Raw genomic sequence first — 16,788 nt, forward strand, 5'->3', positions numbered from 1 at the left:
AAATTTACTTATTTTATTACGCCCACCACCAAGGCATTACACTACTTTTTAAAACTTTACGATGCTGCTGATAGTGTTGATCGTGCTTTTCAACTTCAGACCAAAAAGCAGCGCTATGATCAAAATGTTTGGTATGTGCCAATTCATGTACACAGACATAACGGGTAATTCGTTGATCACATAAAACTAAGGCACTATTGAGCATAATATCATGACGGGCTGTACAACTTCCCCAACGCGTTTTCGGGTGTCGAACAGCACACTGTCCAAACTTTAAATGGGTTTCATCACTGACTTGCTTTAAATAAATCGGTAGATAATGCTTTGCATAAGCAATCACAAAAGCTTTTAAATAGCTTTCCGGCTGACGCTCGCTGACAAATAACTGATGCTTTTGCTCATCTAAAATATAGCTATTTTTTTGAGTTTTATAAATAATTTCTAGGGGCAGTTTTAAATTAAACAGTTGCAAGCTTGTCGGTAATATCTGATCAACCTGCTGTATTTTTTCCTGCTGTTTATGCCATGTCTCAATCATCCATTGTTCAGACTCGTGTAAAAAATGCTGAATTTGACGTTGGGTACAATACTTAGGCACAGTTAAGCGAATCTGCGTCGGTTCAACACGTAAACGTAAGCGTGTTGCCCGTGCATGATGTGTGATTTTTATTTCAGGAAGATTTGCCATCTTAATACGCTTATTTTTAGAATCTCCCCCAACCTTTCTTTACAAAGCAAGGAAAAGCCTTGTCTTTACTCAAGCAGAAGTTAGGGGAAATTTTTCTTATCCTGCGGTACGCTCTTCAATACCATGATTGGTGGCAACTACAGCAACATCAGCTTTATTGATCGCAAAAATACCATTACACACCACACCAGGAATATCGTTAATAGTTTTTTCGACCTCTAATGCATTCAAAATATTTAAGTTATAGACATCTAGAATGACATTACCGTTATCCGTTACCACACCTTCACGATAAACTGGGTCACCGCCTAAAGATACGATTTTACGTGCAACGGCTGAACGTGCCATAGGAATCACTTCGATAGGCAATGGAAATTCACGGCCTAATTGATCGACCCATTTCGAGTCATCAACAATACATACAAACTTTTTCGCAATAGATGCCACGATTTTTTCACGTGTGAGTGCAGCACCACCGCCTTTAATCATATGTAAATGACGGTCAATTTCATCAGCACCATCTACATAAGCATCTAAACCACCAACATGGTTCATATCAACCACTTCAATGCCTAATTTCTTAAGACGTTGAGCTGTTGCTTCTGAACTGGCTACGGCTGCTTCAAGTTGTAACTGAGGTAATAATTCAATTAAGAAGTTCACTGTACTACCAGTACCGACTCCCAAAATGCCCCCTCTTGGTAAGTGTTTTAAAGCGGCTTGGGCTGCAGCTTGTTTTTTCTCGTCCTGGGTTGCATAAAGGCTCATGACATCTCTCAATAAAATTTCAATTTCCTGCACATTTTGCATAATTTTAAAACGCAAAGGTACAACGGTTTGTTACAATGAGCGCTCATTTTAAACTGTTAGATGGAAAATTAACATGCTGTCTCGTTTGGTTCGACAAATATTACAGGCAACGGTGTATGACGTTGCAATCGAAACCCCACTCGAAGCAGCGCCACGAATTAGTGAAAAACTAAACAATAACATTCGCTTTAAACGCGAAGATTTACAACCTGTCTTTTCCTTCAAACTACGCGGTGCGTATAACCGTATTAGTCAATTACCGAAATCTCAGTTGGAACGTGGCGTTATTACTGCTTCAGCAGGTAACCATGCTCAGGGCGTGGCTTTATCTGGTCAAAAGTTAGGTATTCGCGCCATTATTGTGATGCCAAAAACCACCCCTGATATTAAAGTTCAAGCAGTAAAACGTTTGGGTGGTGATGTTGTGCTTCACGGCGACTCATTTGATGTTGCTAACAAATATGCCATTCAACGTGCAAATGACGAAGGTTTAACCTTTATTCCGCCTTATGATGATGAACTGGTTATGGCCGGCCAAGGTACAATTGCCAATGAAATATTGCGTCAATGGCGTGATGTTGAATACGTATTTGTTGCTGTGGGCGGTGGTGGTTTAATTGCAGGTGTAGCGGCATATCTTGGTGATGTTGCCCCGCATGTCAAAGTTATTCCTGTCGAATATGATGAATCTGCATGTTTAAAAGCAGCATTTGAAGCCAATCAACGTGTAATACTCCCTTCTGTAGGATTATTTGCAGATGGTACAGCTGTTGCTCAAATCGGTGAAAAGCCATTTGAAGTGATTCAACTACAAAAATCTGATAACTCAGGTCCAATTGTTGAACGTGATGTGGTACTGGTCAATACAGATGAAATCTGTACGGCAATCAAAGACACTTATGATGAATGTCGTAGTATTGTTGAACCATCAGGTGCTATGGCACTTGCAGGTATCAAAAAGTACGTCGCTGCACATGGTCTTGAAGGCAAAAACATGGTGTCAATTGTTTGCGGTGCCAACATGAACTTTGACCGTTTACGTTATATTGCTGAACGTACCGAACTCGGTGAACGTAAAGAAGCCATTTTTGCAGTGACCATTCCAGAAGAAAAAGGTTCTTTCCTGAATTTCTGTCGTGCTTTGCAAGGCCGTAATATCACTGAGTTTAACTACCGTGCCAGTGACGCATCTGCAGCTCAAGTCTTTGTCGGTATTAGCTTAAAGGCTGGTGAAAAAGAACGCCATGACATCTATGAAGCCATGAAATTACATTATGATGTCGATGATTTATCGGATGATGAAGTTGCAAAATTGCATATCCGTTATTTGATTGGGGGTCATGCCGATATTGCCAATGAACGTTTGTTCCGTGTTGAGTTTCCAGAACGCCCAGGCGCTTTATTAACATTCTTGGAGCGCCTTGGTCCAACCCATAACATTAGCCTATTCCATTATCGTAATCACGGTGCAGCAGAAGGACGTGTTTTGGTTGGCTTGGATGCAGAAGATGCTGTACAGAATCCAGATGGACTGATTGAGACTTTGGAAAATATCAATTACCCATATCAAGAAATTACCAATAACTTAGGTTATCAACGTTTCTTAAAATAGAAATAGCTTCAAAATCGAAATAGCCTATAAATTTTTTATGGGCTATTTTTTTATAAAATCAGAACAATTCGAAAAAGTTAACTTAATAAACCGCCATATTTAAATCACCATCATCATTAAATGCGTCATTAAAAGCATCCACAATTTGATTTAATTGTTGCTCATCTTGTGTAGGTACAAGCATCCAATACGGATTCTCACGATATATAACCAATAAAGAAAGCTGATACTGATTTGCAACCAGTTTAATTTTATCGAAAATGATTTCTTCTGTTTGTTGCATTGCGTCCATTTGATCATCAAATGAGACATCATCTTCTTCATCGTATTGATCAAATACTTCAGCTATTGCAACTTCAATCTCATTTTGCAATTGCTCAGTATCAATATTGTGCTGGTTAAAGTAGAAATCATCTTCAATTCCATTGTCATAATATTCTTTTAATTCAATATAATGTAGGAAATCATGCTGTTGATTTATCCATTCACTAAAACTATAAAATTCAGTATCTTGAGGGATTTTTTGTGCATTTAGCTCGGGAATTAAATATTGAAGTAATGAATATATTTTCTGTGACATGGATATCTCTCTATTTTATTATCAATATGTTGAATTAATTGCAAAAAACTAAGTCGATCTTGAACAATCAAATAATGCGTAATGTTCTATACTGACATCTTCATCATGAAATTGTTTATTAAAACACTTGCAGAACTTTTCAATTTTATATTCATGATTCGGTACGATCAACCAATAATAATCTTCAGCATAAATCAATAGCAACTCATGATCATGTTGTCTGGCCTGTTTTAATATTTCCTCAAATACAACATCATAAACTTGATCTTGAACATTGTAATAGCGTCCAATAACATCTTTGTGTACTTCATAATGATCAAATAAAGGCTTCGCTCTTTCACGAATTTGAGTTTGAATTCCCAAGCTATCTACTGCATATTCATGAAAAACCGCACAACGCTCAATCTCATTTTCATGAAATTGCATACGATCAATTTTCATTAAATATCCACGAAATCGCCCACCAAACTTTTCAGCTTCGATCCAATTAATAAACTCGACAAAACGTTTACGATGTTTCTTTTTGGGAATATCTCTTTGCTCCAACGCTGGGAACCAATGTTGGAGAATTTTAAAAATTTTCTTATCGTCCATTTTTTTATCATCCGTTTTTTATTCTTGGATAAAAAGCTCAATCTTGGCTTTGCATTTTTAAATTTCAAAGCAATGATATCGGATCAATTTTAAGTTTTTATGACATAAATCTGGTTTTATTTACATTTATCGCTTTTTATTCTCAGTTTGTAGATTGGCGTTGCAATACTTTAAAGATAAAATATATAAAAATTGAATATGATCATACCAACACAAAATCAGTGTCGGGATAAGGACTTTGTAGAATGGCGCAATTCGCTGTCATCGGTTTAGGCAGTTTTGGTGAAGCAGTTGCACTAGAACTCACCAACTTAAATCACGATGTAATAGGTATTGATACATTAAAGAAAAATGTAGAAAACATTGCCGATAAAATCAGTCATGCAGTTATTGCAGATGCTACCGATGAACATGTGTTAGATGAACTGAATATCAAAAATTGTGATGCCGTAGTGGTTGCCATTGGTGAAGATATTGAAGCCAGTATTCTATGCGTACTGCATTTAAAAAATTTGGGTATCGAAAAAATCTTTGTCAAAGCCAAATCTAAATCGCATCATATGATTTTGTCTCATTTAGGCATTACAAAAATCATTCACCCTGAAGAAGACATGGGGATTCGTGTTGCACAATCACTCAGTTATCCAATGGTGAGACGTTATATGGCGTTAAATAATGATCGCTATATCGTCAAAATTGAAATAGGTGCAAATTTACAAGGCGCGCAATTTCAAACGGTCATGGAAAATACCCCCGAACTTACAACCTTGTTATTACAACGCGGCTCGCATGTACTGTATGATATTGCACCGGGGACGATTTTACAGGAAAAGGATATTTTAATCCTTGAAGGACCTGTAGAAATGTTAAGACAATTTTCGATTCGTTTCTTATAGTCATAACTATGCGTTTATCTAAAAAAGAACTAATCAACAAAAAACACAATAGTATTAATCTCAGCCCACCGAGCTTACTTGCTTTAGGTTTTTTAAGCTTTATTATCATCGGAACATTGTTACTTAAACTTCCCTTTGCTAATCAAGGCAATTTGACATGGCTAGAGGCTCTGTTTACTGCCACGTCTGCTGTAACCATCACTGGGCTGTCTGTCGTTAATATTGGAGACTCCTTAACCACCTTCGGTCAAGTTGTGGTGATGATACTGATCCAATGCGGCGGCTTAGGTTTTATGACGTTTGCGATCTTAGCTGCTTTGAGTCTTTCCTCAAAAGTTGGTATTCGGCAGCAAGTCATGGCACAAGAAACCATTGGTCAAACCAGTTTGGCCAAAGCGACCTTTACTGTAAAAGGAGTTTTTCTTTACTCCTTGTTCTTTGAAGCGATTGGTACAGGGATTCTAACCATGGCATGGTCACATCACTATGACCTTGAACATGCATTTTTCTATGCACTGTTTTATAGTATTTCTGCGTTTAACAATGGTGGATTTTCTTTATTTCCCAATAGCTTAATGAGCTTCTCTGACCAGTATATGGTGACATTTACCATCAGTATGCTGTATATCATCGGTGGGATTGGTTTTGTTGTATTGATGGATATTAAAAGAGCCAAGCGTTGGAAGAAACTTTCCACCAATAGTAAGTTAATTCTGTCTACGATTGCGGGCTTAAACCTTTTTGCCTTTATTGTTATTTGGGCAATCGAAGCATCCAATCCTTTAACACTGGCTCCAATGTCTGTTGGTGATCAAGCTTTAAACGCATGGTTCCATGCTACCGTACCTCGTTCATCAGGTTTTAACAGCTTGGAAGTCAGCAGTATGACCAATGCATCAACATTAATTACCATGGTATTGATGTTTATTGGTGGTGGTTCTTTAAGTACTGCTGGTGGAATTAAAGTCGGCACATTTATTATTATGATTTTAAGTGTCATTACCTTCTTAAAACGTTCAGATGAAATTACCATTTTTGGGCATTCTGTTTCTCATCAGGCTACATTTAAGGCAATGGCGGTCATTTCAATTACTTCACTGCTGATCCTGATTGGCTTTTTTACCCTACTGATCCTTGAGCCTGATAAAAAGTTTTTAGACTTATTATTTGAAGCCGTTTCTGCAGCTTGTACTGTCGGCTTATCACGCGGAATCACTGAGAATTTACACGCTGGTAGTCAAATCGCTTTAATTTGTCTAATGTTTGCTGGACGCTTAGGACCACTAACACTGGCTTATTTGATTGCTACACCGAATAAAAGTCGTGTTCGTCACCCAAATACTGAAATTCAGGTGGGTTAATTGTTTTTAGTCATCAGACGAATACAACTTAAGCAGCTTTGTGGGATCATTTTAATCTTATCGCATATATCTAATATAGGCTGAGACTCCTTAAATAGATTGCTCACACAGTCCTTGCAAAATGCATACTGATGACAGTATCCCCCCATAAAAAAGCGATCTTATCAATGATAGGATCGCTTTTTCACATCTTTCTAAAGATGATTATTCTACTTCTAACTCACTATTGCCTTTAATCAAACGATGCTCTGACTGCAAATATTCATCTGATTGCATTTCAAGTAAACGAGAACGTGTACGTTCAATTTCGAAAGCCAGCTTCTCTCCGTCATAAATCTCAATAATCGAGTCTTGAGATGTCAATAACAGTTTTACGCCACGGTCATAAAACTCATCTACCAGATAAATAAAACGACGTGTACCTTCTGACAACAAATCAGTTAAGTGCGGAACATTACTCACCAAAACGGTATTATAGATATTGGCAATTTCAATAAAGTCCGATGGGCTACGCGGTTTCATACAGAGTTCTCTAAACTCACACCACAATACATCTTCTGTATGGCCTAAAGTTTCAACAACACGGTTATTAATCGTAATTGGTTCTTCTGATACTGTCTGCGATGTGGTTAATGCATTAAAACGCTTTGCCATCCAGACTTTATTGTCATCTGTCAGTGGCGATTTAAACAATTGCGCTTGTTTTAATACCCGTAAACGATAGTCAACACCCGCATCAACATTCAATACCACACAATGTTTTTTTACCATTTCAATCGTTGGAATAAAACGATCACGATGGATTCCATTTTTATATAAACCATCTGGGGCAATATTTGATGTGGCAATCAAGGTAATGCCACGAGTAAATAATTTTTGGAATAAATCACTGAGAATCATTGCATCGGTTACATTCGATACAAAGAACTCATCAAAACAAATCACCACAGCTTCTTTATAAATTTGATCTGCAACAATATCTAAAGGATTACGCTGTCCAGAAAGCTTATTTAACTCTTTATGCACAAATTGCATAAAATGATGGAAATGCATACGAGTTTTACGGCGAAAAGGAATCGAATCGTAAAATTGATCCATAAGCCATGTCTTTCCACGCCCTACACCACCCCACATATATACACCTCTCGGTGCAGTTTGACGGCGGAAACGACGAAAAGCTTTTTTCGATGCTTTATAACGATTGATCAATTCTTGCCATACCCGCTCCAACTCATGTACTGCTTGAGCCTGAGCATCATCTGGTAAAAACTGTCCAGATGACAATGCTTTTGCATAACGCTCAGCGGGTGATACGGGAGTAAATGCTGTTGAAGTTGTATTCTGATCTAACATATCATTTTGTTACTTTTAAAGGCTAAAGGAAGTATATCGAATATTCATTTTTGATAAATAAAACTTTGGGATAATTCTAACTCTATATCTCATATCAGCACTACCTGTTTATTTACCATATTGACGCGGGCTTTGCCCAAACCAACGTTTAAAAGCATGATTAAATGCAGCGGGTTCTGAGTAACCAAGTAATTCAGCAATCACCTCAATTGAATATTCCTTATATTCAATCAAGCGCAATGCTTTGTGCTTAATCAACTGTTCCCGAATTTGTTTATAACTGGTATTTAATTGCTGCAACTGATGGCGTAAGGTTCTTTCAGGCACATTCAACGCCTGAGCCACTTCGGCCATCGACGGAATAATCCCTTGCTGTAATTCCAAATAATCATTTACCCGTTGAATCAATGGCGCAATTTTCTGTTCTTCGGCATTCAATCGCTCGATTTCAGCAATACACTTGGCTTCGTAAACCCGATGTGTAATTGGATCTGCGGATGGAATCGGCAGTTGCATCACATCTTCATTGATCCAAAAAGCGGCTTTTTCACAATTAAAATGTAAATCTGAACCATAATAATCATGATATTTCTTTAATACACTTAAATCCTGAGGCTGCTGAAAGGGTAACTCGATTCTCACGCTGGGCGCTGTAAGTCCCATCATTTTATAAATATCATCCAGAAATTTATAAGTTCCAGAGATTTCACATTGCGCTCTCAACAAACCCATTTCTGTTTCTAAGTCTACAGGCTTGTAGGTTAATGCGACTTGATGATCGCCTTTCTCAAGCCCTAAGACACCGTATAAATAGGTTAAACCCTGATAATGCACACCATTTTGAATCGCATCACCAACATTACTACATGTCACCAAGAGCATCAGTAACGGACCATAACCCGCCAAAGAATAATGTTGACCGATAAACAAACCTGTTTCTGGCTGCACACCCTGCCCAATCACTTTTTGTATATCCCACTCTAAGCTGGGATGAATGATTGAACTGGGATCAAGTGCATCTGCTTTGATCCCAATACTAGCAAGTCGTGAATCTACATCGATTCCAGCATTACGCATACCATGAATTAAATACATTAAACCGAGAATCGAGCGTTTCATTGGATCATCATTTGATTTCTACCCAAACTTTGTACTACAAAGATGGTTTTTTGCAAATTGCCGAATATATCAATTTTTGTGTCAGTGCAATCATATTTCAAGCGCTGCATTTCCGATATTCTATGCAAAACTGGAAAAGTCAGAGCGAACAAAAATGAGTACAGCCCCTACGACTGAAGCAAAACCTCAATCAACGCAAGTTGCAATTATTGGATCTGGATTTGGTGGTTTAGCCATGGCAATCCGCCTATTGCAAGCCAATATTCATGATTTTATCATTTTAGAAAAAGCAGATGATGTTGGTGGTACATGGCGTGAGAACCAGTACCCAGGTGCGGCTTGTGATGTTCAATCACATATGTACTCGCTTTCATTTGCACCAAAAACAGATTGGTCAAAACGTTATGCCGAAGCGCCTGAGATTTTTGACTATATTCAAGATTTAATTCAGCAATTCAATTTAAAGAAATACATCCAATTTAATCAAGAAGTGGTGTCAACACGTTATGATGAGCACAATTTCAATTGGCATTTAACACTAAAAAGTGGACAAAAAATTGAAGCTCAATTTGTTATTTTTGCATCAGGTCCATTGCATGTACCACAGATTCCTAAAATTAAAGGGATTGAAAAATTCAAAGGTGAAGTTTTCCATTCATCACACTGGAAGCATGACTATAATTTAAATCAAAAAAATGTAGCATCCATTGGTACTGGGGGTAGTGCAATTCAATATATTCCTGAAATTGCTGCAAAAGTTCAAAATCTTTATGTATTTCAAAGAACCCCTGCTTGGGTGATTCCTCGTGATGAACGTGCGTATAATGCACTTGATAAAAAACTATTTAGTCGCTTTGAATGGTTTAGAAAATTACACCGTGCTCGTTTGTACTGGTCAAATGAATCACGTGTCGTCCCCATTGTAAAACCACAAATCATGAAATATGGTCAGAAACTTGCTGAAGCTTATATAAAATTCCAAGTCAAAGACAAAGAAATCGCCAAAAAACTGACCCCTGACTATATTATGGGCTGTAAACGCATCCTGATTTCCAACAAATACTTTCCAACATTTAATCGTAAAAATGTTGAATTAATCACCGATGGAATTCAGGAAATTACAGAAAATAGCATCATCACTAAGGATGGCAAAGAACGTCAAATTGATTGTTTAATTTATGGTACTGGTTTTATTACAGACCCACGGATCTATTTAAAATCATTTGATTGCTATGGCGAACACGGTGTTGAATTAAAAACGGCATGGAAAGATGGTGCAGAAAGTTTTTATGGGATCAGCACTAAAGGTTTTCCTAATCTATTTCAATTGCTTGGTCCGAATACCGTACTGGGTCATAACTCTGTAATTTTCATGATTGAATCTCAAGTGAATTATATTTTGCAATTGATTCAAATGGTTGCAAAAACACAGACGCAAGCAGTGACGGTAAAAGCTGAAGTACAAGATCAATTTAATGAAAATGTACAAAAACAGCTTGAAGGTACGGTATGGCAATCTGGCTGTGTCAGTTGGTACCAACAAGATGGCGGTAAAAACTTTGCATTATGGCCAACCTATACCTGGAAATTTTGGCTCAGCACTCGCAAAGTAAACCCAGCAGATTTCCGCTTATTAGGCCGTGAGCAAAGCGCAAAACAAAAGTCAAAAGCTGCATAAACTTGGTTGATATTCTTCTATAAATTTTCAACCGCTTTTCTTCGCTTCGACTATAATAGATAGGTATCCATTGCCTATCTATTTTTTCATGCAATCTCTTTGGCTTATTTTCCAACTTTTATTTTGTTTATGTTTAGGGTTTATTTTAGCCCGCAGAATTCCACAATCCATTGAAAAAATAGCTTTTAAAATACTGCCTTATTTTACCTATATTCTTTTAATTGCAATTGCGATGGAGTTTTCTCAAACAATTCATAACATTGCCAGCCCTGCACAGATTCTCACCAGTTCAATCACGATTGCATTCACCACATCATTGGGTGCATTTTTTTGTTGTTATCTGGTATTTACAGCGATTGGCTATAAACCATCACAAGGTAAAGTTTCTGCTGAATTATTGATGGGTTCATTACTCAACATCAGCTATGCATTTATTGCACTGGCTGTAGGTTATGGCTTAGCAGAGTTAGCCCACCTTTTTCATGTTCCTCTACATGTCAGCACATGGAATTTACTTTTAGTTTACATGTTACTGATCGGCTTGGATCTGGCTTACTCGCCACTGGATCGTTCTTGGCTAAACTGGAAAATTATGCTGGTACCGATTGCCTGTGTGATTGGCTCACTATTGGGTGCTGTTGCGGCATTTTACTTGATTCAAGATATCAGTATGAAAGATTTAATCATGCTATCGCAAGGTTACGGCTTCTATTCGATGACAGGGATTGTGGTGACTGAATTAAAGAATGCCCATCTGGGAAGTATTGCGTTAATGAACGATTTATTTAGGGAGATTTTTGCCATTTTATTTATGTATATGATTGGATGGCGTTATCCACGTTCAGCAATTTCTTCTGCTGGTGCAACCGCAATGGACGTCACCTTACCTATGGTGAAACAAGCTTGCGGCAATGATTATATTCCACATGCTATGGTCAGTGGTTTTGTTCTGTCGGTATTGGCGCCAATTGCGGTAAGTGTTCTGGCTGCACTTTAAAATTAAGTTCTGAATATCGTGCTTTATCTGATGAGATAGTAATACTGTTCAATAGAATCATTGGAATATAAAAGATTATTTAAACTATTGAAGAAAAGATCTAGTAGCGCAGGTACACTACAGTGTATATACATCAATTTTTATTATATAAATCAAAGAAATCACCCTCTTGATCAACTGACAAAGAGGGTTTATTTTTTATAGGGTCGCTAAAATATCTTGCAGGGTTTTACTTGGATGTTCTGATTGAGTAATTGGACGACCAATCACTAAATGTGTAGAACCATCAAGCATGGCTTGCTTAGGCGTTACAATACGCTTTTGATCATCCGCATTTGCACCAGCTGGACGAATCCCTGGTGTTACCAAAGCAAATTCAGCACCTAACTCCTGACGTAACATCTTGGCTTCCTGAGCCGAGCATACCACGCCATCCAAACCACTCTGTTGAGTCAATTTAGCCAGACGTTTCACTTGTTCAAATGGCTCAATGTCTAAACCAATTTCACGCAAGTCTTCACGTTCCATTGAAGTAAGTACAGTAACCGCAATCAATTGGGTTTTATAGTTACCTGCTTTTAAGCGTTCTACACAAGTTTCCATCATTTTACGCCCACCTGAGGCATGGACATTGACCATCCATACGCCCAAATCGGCCGCAGCACAAACTGCCTGCGCAGTTGTGTTCGGAATATCATGAAATTTTAAATCGAGGAATACTTCAAAGCCCTTATCATGTAGTGCTTTCACAACCAGAGGGCCTTCATGGGTAAATAGTTCTTTACCGACTTTTAAACGACATAGTGATGGGTCAAGCTGATCAGCAATTGCTAGGGCGTCATATTGGCTTTTTGCATCTAAGGCAACAATAATACTCACGAATCTCAGTTCCATCACATAAATTTGCGCTCATTATAAAGTGATTCATGCCATGTACAAAGCCAGAAAATCGACTTCATCACAAAACAATCAACTATTCTTACATCTTGCTCATGATTTATCTCTGTTCTGAGATCAAAATTGCACGCGTGTCTTGTTCTAGTGCCTCAAAAATATGCGCTTGATCTGCTGGATAGGAAATATAGTCCCCTGCTTGAAGCAACTCAGCACTGTCTAATAAACCCACTTTGGCAGAGCCCTGCATGATAATAATATGCTCCACACTGCCAATAGGATGCGGTTTACTGCAACGCGGCTCACCCGGTTGAGTTGTAAGCATATACACATCTCGTCGTGCATTGGGTGGGCATGTCGCCAACAAAACAGCCTGATAATTTGATATTTCAGAAACAACAGAAGCACCTTCGCCATAACGAATCACTTGCGTGGCTTGAGCTTGTGCTTCCATAAGTTTGGCAAAAGGAATATTTAAAGCCACGCAAAGTGCCCATAAAGTTTCGAGACTCGGATTGCCCTGCCCAGATTCAAGTTGCGAAAGTGTGGATTTCGCAATACCAGCACGTCGAGCAACTTCTCCCAAAGATAATGCAGCACTTTTTCTTTCTTTTTGCAGATTATTTGCAATGATTTCAATTGGTATAGACATTATCCTTCCAAAAAATACGATCGTTCGGTTTGACGAACAACAATAATCAAACTATTATAACAAATGATCGTTCATTTTATCGAACGATCTTATTACCCCAAGCAAGGCTCATCTAAATGAAGTATAAAGAAATAAAAAATTTACCCAAGCCCCTGATAAAATCAATCGTGATTCTCTGCATCGCAACCGCACTGATCGGGATTTCATTAGGTACGCTTGCGGTCAATTATCAACTGCCGATCTGGATACCTTTACTGCTTTCAATCTGTGTGTTGGCTGGTGCTGCCGAGTTTACTTTCATTGGCATGATTGCTGCTGGAAGCAGTCCAATTACAGCTGCGATTGTCGGATTGCTGATTAATTTACGACATCTGCCTTTTGGTTTAGCGATTACCCATTTTATAGAAAAAAATAAATTAAAATATTTTGCTACACATATTATGAATGATGAAAGTGTTTTATTTGGTTTAAGCCAATCATCAAATGAGCTAAAGCTGAGTGCTTATTGGCTGTGCGGAGTCGGAATTTTATTTGCTTGGCCCATAGGCGTTTTAAGCGGTTATGTATTGGGAAGTCATTTAGCTTATGCAAAATTACTGGGTATCGATACGATTTTTCCTGTCGTATTGTTTGCACTTACCTTTAAATCATTAAAAAGAAAATCTGCTCGAAAATCGGCAATGACTGGTGCAGTCATCAGCCTCGCTACTTTTCCATTTCTACCCTTAGGGATTCCGATACTTATGTCATTATTTGGCTTGTTTGTAGGAAGAAAATAACATGCATCAGCAATTTATCATTTTGATCGGGATCATGCTGCTGGCAATGGGGACTTATTTGATCCGATATGCAGGACTTTCACTCGGCCAATATTTTACGATCACTCAACAACGCGAGCAACTTTTTAATGATGCCGCAACAACTTTATTGTTTTCTATTGCGATTCTCAGCACTTTTTTTGAAGGTACGGATTGGGCAGACTTAGGCAAAATCATGGGGGTATTGGTAGGCTTATTTCTGATTTGGAAAAACCACTCACTTATCACGACGATTGTGATCGCAATGATGATCACCACATTCTTTCGCTTTGCAGAATTTTTCTGGTTAGCCCAATAGAACTGTTAAAGCTTAAAAAAAGCGTTTTGCAACAATCAAAGCGCTTTTTTAACAGCATAATGTAAGTGACTACGTGTGCTTAATTATTGATCGAAGATAATGTTTTAATCTCTATGCTTATTTTTTATGAATACTTAATCAATCATAAAGCGCTTAAAATTCATTTTATATTGATCATTGTGAAGCACTTCACTCACTCCAAAAATAAAACATTTCTCAAAACACTGCCTTCTCTATATTTTAATCCTTACAGCAGATAAATTCTTTTTCAAGTAATTAAAAACCAGTAAAAGCTTAAATGAATATTAAATTAAATAAAAATTATATTTTTATTTAATTTATTGATTGCATGCATCCATGTTTACACTAGAGTTTTATTTTTAATAAATCTATTTGCTTTATTTCTAAATATATTCTTTATAACTAAACAAACACTACAGAACAACTAAACAATAATTCTCTTTAATAAATCAAAAAGTGATCATACCAAGTGAATCATAGTGGTATTCAAAGTTTCTTCTCCTGTTGAGATCATTCTAAGATGAGCGCGATTTTATGTTGATCTATGCATTTAAAAACAATTTACAAAGAAGCTAAATAAATACTAAAAAATCCATTAAATTCAATCTTATAAAACTTGTTGATAAAAATGCTCAATTACAGTGCAGTCTATTAAAATAAAAATAATATCTGATTAATCATGATAATAAAGTATTTTAGAAAAACTTAAATAAGCCCTTATACTTAATATAAGCAGATCAAAATAATTTGCTATAATATGACGTTATTCACAAAAAGTGACATTTTTTGTCACTTTTTAGTAAACAGAAACAAATCCGCTTTAAATTAAATAAACATGTTAATTATAAACATACTCTTGTATTTAAATAATAAAAAACAAATCTAAAACAAATAACATTATATTGTGCTTATAAGATAAAAATAATGTGATATTTGTCTCTTTTTTTCATTGTTTTTATTTAGGAAAAATTTATAGTAGCCCTTATTGTTTAGCTCCTAAACACTTCCCCTTTATTAGGAAAGTACCAGTAAAGGGCAAATCAACGCAGTATTGAGAGAAATTCTATGAAAAATATTCAATTGGGTTTAGCGATCATTGGCTTAGGTTTAGCATCTTCAACAGTTTTTGCGGCTGCTGATGGTACAGTAACAGTTACAGGTAAAATCGTTGATCAAACCTGTACAGTTGGTGGTACTGCTGGTAACTACACTGTTGTTTTACCGACTGTAGGTAAATCAACTTTAGCGACAGCGGCGACAACAAATGGCGACACTAAATTTACCATTAATCTAACTGCATGCCCTGTAGGTAATGTGGGTGTTTATTATGACAACACCAATGCAAATATTAATACTGCAGGCCGTTTAAACAATACCGTAACGACTGGCGGTGCAACAAATGTAAATATTCAATTATTAAACTCTGCAAAAGCAGTAATTGACCTTACTAAAGATCGTACAGGCCAAAACATTGTGACTTCAAATGTTGCAACTGCAAACGGTTCTGCAAATCTTGATTTTTATGCGCGTTACTATGCAACTGGTGCAACAACTGCTGGTGATGTAAGCACGACTGCTACTTACTATGTTGTATATCCATAATTAAAAATTTGGATCTGTAAGTTTTCAAACAAGTCTGCGTTAATTTCTACATCTTAACCAGACTTGCCTCTCCCCAAGGGTCTTTCGATGAAAAAAACCATTTTTATTTCTAGCTTGTTAATGATCAGTACTTTGATCACATCCGCTCAAGCAGGTATTGTGATTACAGGTACCCGTGTAATTTACCCTAGTGATAAAGAATTTGTATCTGTGCAATTAACCAATGTAGGTGATCAAGTTGCATTAGTACAATCATGGGTGGACAGTAAAGACATTATTGCAGATCCAACCACAACCCAAGCCCCATTTATTGTTACCCCTCCAATAACCACGATTGAAGCTGCTAAAGGTCAATCTTTACGTGTCATTTTCAATCAAAAACAAAAACTTGCTACTGATCGAGAAACATTGTTTTGGCTCAACGTACTTGATATCCCAGCCAAGCCAACAGCTGAAGCAAATTACTTACAATTTGCGATTCGTAACCGCTTAAAACTGTTTTACCGACCAACTGGCATCAAAATGGAACAGCAACAAGCGTTTCAAAAAGTTGAATTACAACGTGTAAATAACCAACTACAAATCAATAATCCGACACCTTATTACTTAAATTTTGGTAAATCGAATCTGGTTTTAAAAAATGGTGCGCCAAGCGAAATTAAAAATCTAAGCTTTATAGAACCATTTTCAAAACAACAAATTGAGGTCGAAAATTTATCAGACGCCAAGTCCGTCCAGCTTTATTTAATCAATGACTACGGCAGTTTATCGACAATAGAGAAACAGTTTTAATCTAAATTATTGGGAGAATTGTG

At 37.1% G+C, this 16,788-nt stretch carries 17 protein-coding genes; 9 read left to right on the forward strand and 8 right to left on the reverse strand.

Annotated elements, in window-relative coordinates:
- Positions 1 to 16: 16 nt before the first annotated feature.
- A complete protein-coding gene (locus FY049_RS07445) occupies positions 17 to 688 on the reverse strand; it encodes a M48 family metallopeptidase (protein WP_056510895.1) in 672 nt (223 codons plus the stop codon).
- A gap of 96 nt (positions 689 to 784) precedes the next feature.
- Complete coding sequence (gene rpiA / locus FY049_RS07450) at positions 785 to 1,456, reverse strand: ribose-5-phosphate isomerase RpiA (RefSeq protein ID WP_035372052.1); 672 nt, start codon at positions 1,454 to 1,456, stop codon at positions 785 to 787.
- A 115-nt stretch (positions 1,457 to 1,571) separates the two neighbouring features.
- Here rpiA and ilvA point away from each other — a divergent pair, with 115 nt between their 5' ends.
- A complete protein-coding gene (gene ilvA / locus FY049_RS07455) occupies positions 1,572 to 3,110 on the forward strand; it encodes a threonine ammonia-lyase, biosynthetic (RefSeq protein ID WP_004821288.1) in 1,539 nt (512 codons plus the stop codon).
- A gap of 82 nt (positions 3,111 to 3,192) precedes the next feature.
- Here the strand turns inward: ilvA and FY049_RS07460 are convergent, their stop codons facing one another.
- Positions 3,193 to 3,690: a hypothetical protein gene (locus FY049_RS07460; protein ID WP_446083445.1), complete on the reverse strand. Its 498-nt coding sequence runs from the start codon at positions 3,688 to 3,690 to the stop codon at positions 3,193 to 3,195.
- A 48-nt stretch (positions 3,691 to 3,738) separates the two neighbouring features.
- Positions 3,739 to 4,284: a hypothetical protein gene (locus FY049_RS07465; RefSeq protein ID WP_446083446.1), complete on the reverse strand. Its 546-nt coding sequence runs from the start codon at positions 4,282 to 4,284 to the stop codon at positions 3,739 to 3,741.
- A gap of 245 nt (positions 4,285 to 4,529) precedes the next feature.
- On the opposite strand from FY049_RS07465, the gene FY049_RS07470 reads away from it, so the two are divergent.
- Positions 4,530 to 5,180, forward strand: coding sequence for a potassium channel family protein (locus FY049_RS07470; protein ID WP_004720766.1), 651 nt, complete (start codon positions 4,530 to 4,532; stop codon positions 5,178 to 5,180).
- A gap of 8 nt (positions 5,181 to 5,188) precedes the next feature.
- Complete coding sequence (locus tag FY049_RS07475) at positions 5,189 to 6,541, forward strand: TrkH family potassium uptake protein (protein ID WP_004720769.1); 1,353 nt, start codon at positions 5,189 to 5,191, stop codon at positions 6,539 to 6,541.
- Between the two features lie 204 nt (positions 6,542 to 6,745).
- Here FY049_RS07475 and zapE read toward each other — a convergent pair whose 3' ends face one another.
- A complete protein-coding gene (gene zapE, locus FY049_RS07480) occupies positions 6,746 to 7,894 on the reverse strand; it encodes a cell division protein ZapE (RefSeq protein WP_004720770.1) in 1,149 nt (382 codons plus the stop codon).
- A 108-nt stretch (positions 7,895 to 8,002) separates the two neighbouring features.
- The gene (locus FY049_RS07485) at positions 8,003 to 9,013 is read right to left on the reverse strand and encodes a helix-turn-helix domain-containing protein (RefSeq protein ID WP_446083447.1); all 1,011 of its coding nucleotides are present in this window, start codon (positions 9,011 to 9,013) and stop codon (positions 8,003 to 8,005) included.
- Positions 9,014 to 9,167: 154 nt separating this feature from the next.
- Between FY049_RS07485 and FY049_RS07490 the strand changes: the two genes are divergently transcribed.
- The gene (locus FY049_RS07490) at positions 9,168 to 10,691 is read left to right on the forward strand and encodes a flavin-containing monooxygenase (RefSeq protein WP_333664924.1); all 1,524 of its coding nucleotides are present in this window, start codon (positions 9,168 to 9,170) and stop codon (positions 10,689 to 10,691) included.
- Positions 10,692 to 10,779: 88 nt separating this feature from the next.
- Positions 10,780 to 11,688 (forward strand): lysine exporter LysO family protein, encoded by a 909-nt coding sequence (locus FY049_RS07495; protein ID WP_446083448.1) that lies wholly within the window; start codon positions 10,780 to 10,782, stop codon positions 11,686 to 11,688.
- A gap of 198 nt (positions 11,689 to 11,886) precedes the next feature.
- Here FY049_RS07495 and pyrF read toward each other — a convergent pair whose 3' ends face one another.
- Both pyrF and FY049_RS07505 read right to left on the reverse strand, forming a co-directional pair.
- Positions 11,887 to 12,582: an orotidine-5'-phosphate decarboxylase gene (pyrF, locus tag FY049_RS07500; protein WP_171252519.1), complete on the reverse strand. Its 696-nt coding sequence runs from the start codon at positions 12,580 to 12,582 to the stop codon at positions 11,887 to 11,889.
- 103 nt (positions 12,583 to 12,685) lie between these two features.
- Complete coding sequence (locus FY049_RS07505; RefSeq protein WP_004720777.1) at positions 12,686 to 13,234, reverse strand: helix-turn-helix domain-containing protein; 549 nt, start codon at positions 13,232 to 13,234, stop codon at positions 12,686 to 12,688.
- Positions 13,235 to 13,350: 116 nt separating this feature from the next.
- Here FY049_RS07505 and FY049_RS07510 point away from each other — a divergent pair, with 116 nt between their 5' ends.
- From FY049_RS07510 to FY049_RS07525, 4 genes are all read left to right on the forward strand, one after another.
- Entirely contained in the window at positions 13,351 to 14,013 is a 663-nt protein-coding gene (locus FY049_RS07510; protein WP_327858584.1) for an AzlC family ABC transporter permease, read from the forward strand.
- A 1-nt stretch (position 14,014) separates the two neighbouring features.
- Positions 14,015 to 14,350, forward strand: a complete 336-nt coding sequence (locus tag FY049_RS07515; RefSeq protein WP_446083449.1) for an AzlD domain-containing protein — start codon at positions 14,015 to 14,017, stop codon at positions 14,348 to 14,350.
- 1,086 nt (positions 14,351 to 15,436) lie between these two features.
- Positions 15,437 to 15,973 (forward strand): fimbrial protein, encoded by a 537-nt coding sequence (locus FY049_RS07520; RefSeq protein ID WP_004720781.1) that lies wholly within the window; start codon positions 15,437 to 15,439, stop codon positions 15,971 to 15,973.
- 87 nt (positions 15,974 to 16,060) lie between these two features.
- Positions 16,061 to 16,765, forward strand: coding sequence for a fimbrial biogenesis chaperone (locus FY049_RS07525; RefSeq protein ID WP_446083450.1), 705 nt, complete (start codon positions 16,061 to 16,063; stop codon positions 16,763 to 16,765).
- The last annotated feature ends 23 nt before the right edge of the window (positions 16,766 to 16,788 follow it).

It is taken from the genome of Acinetobacter sp. 1125_18A, assembly GCF_052824985.1.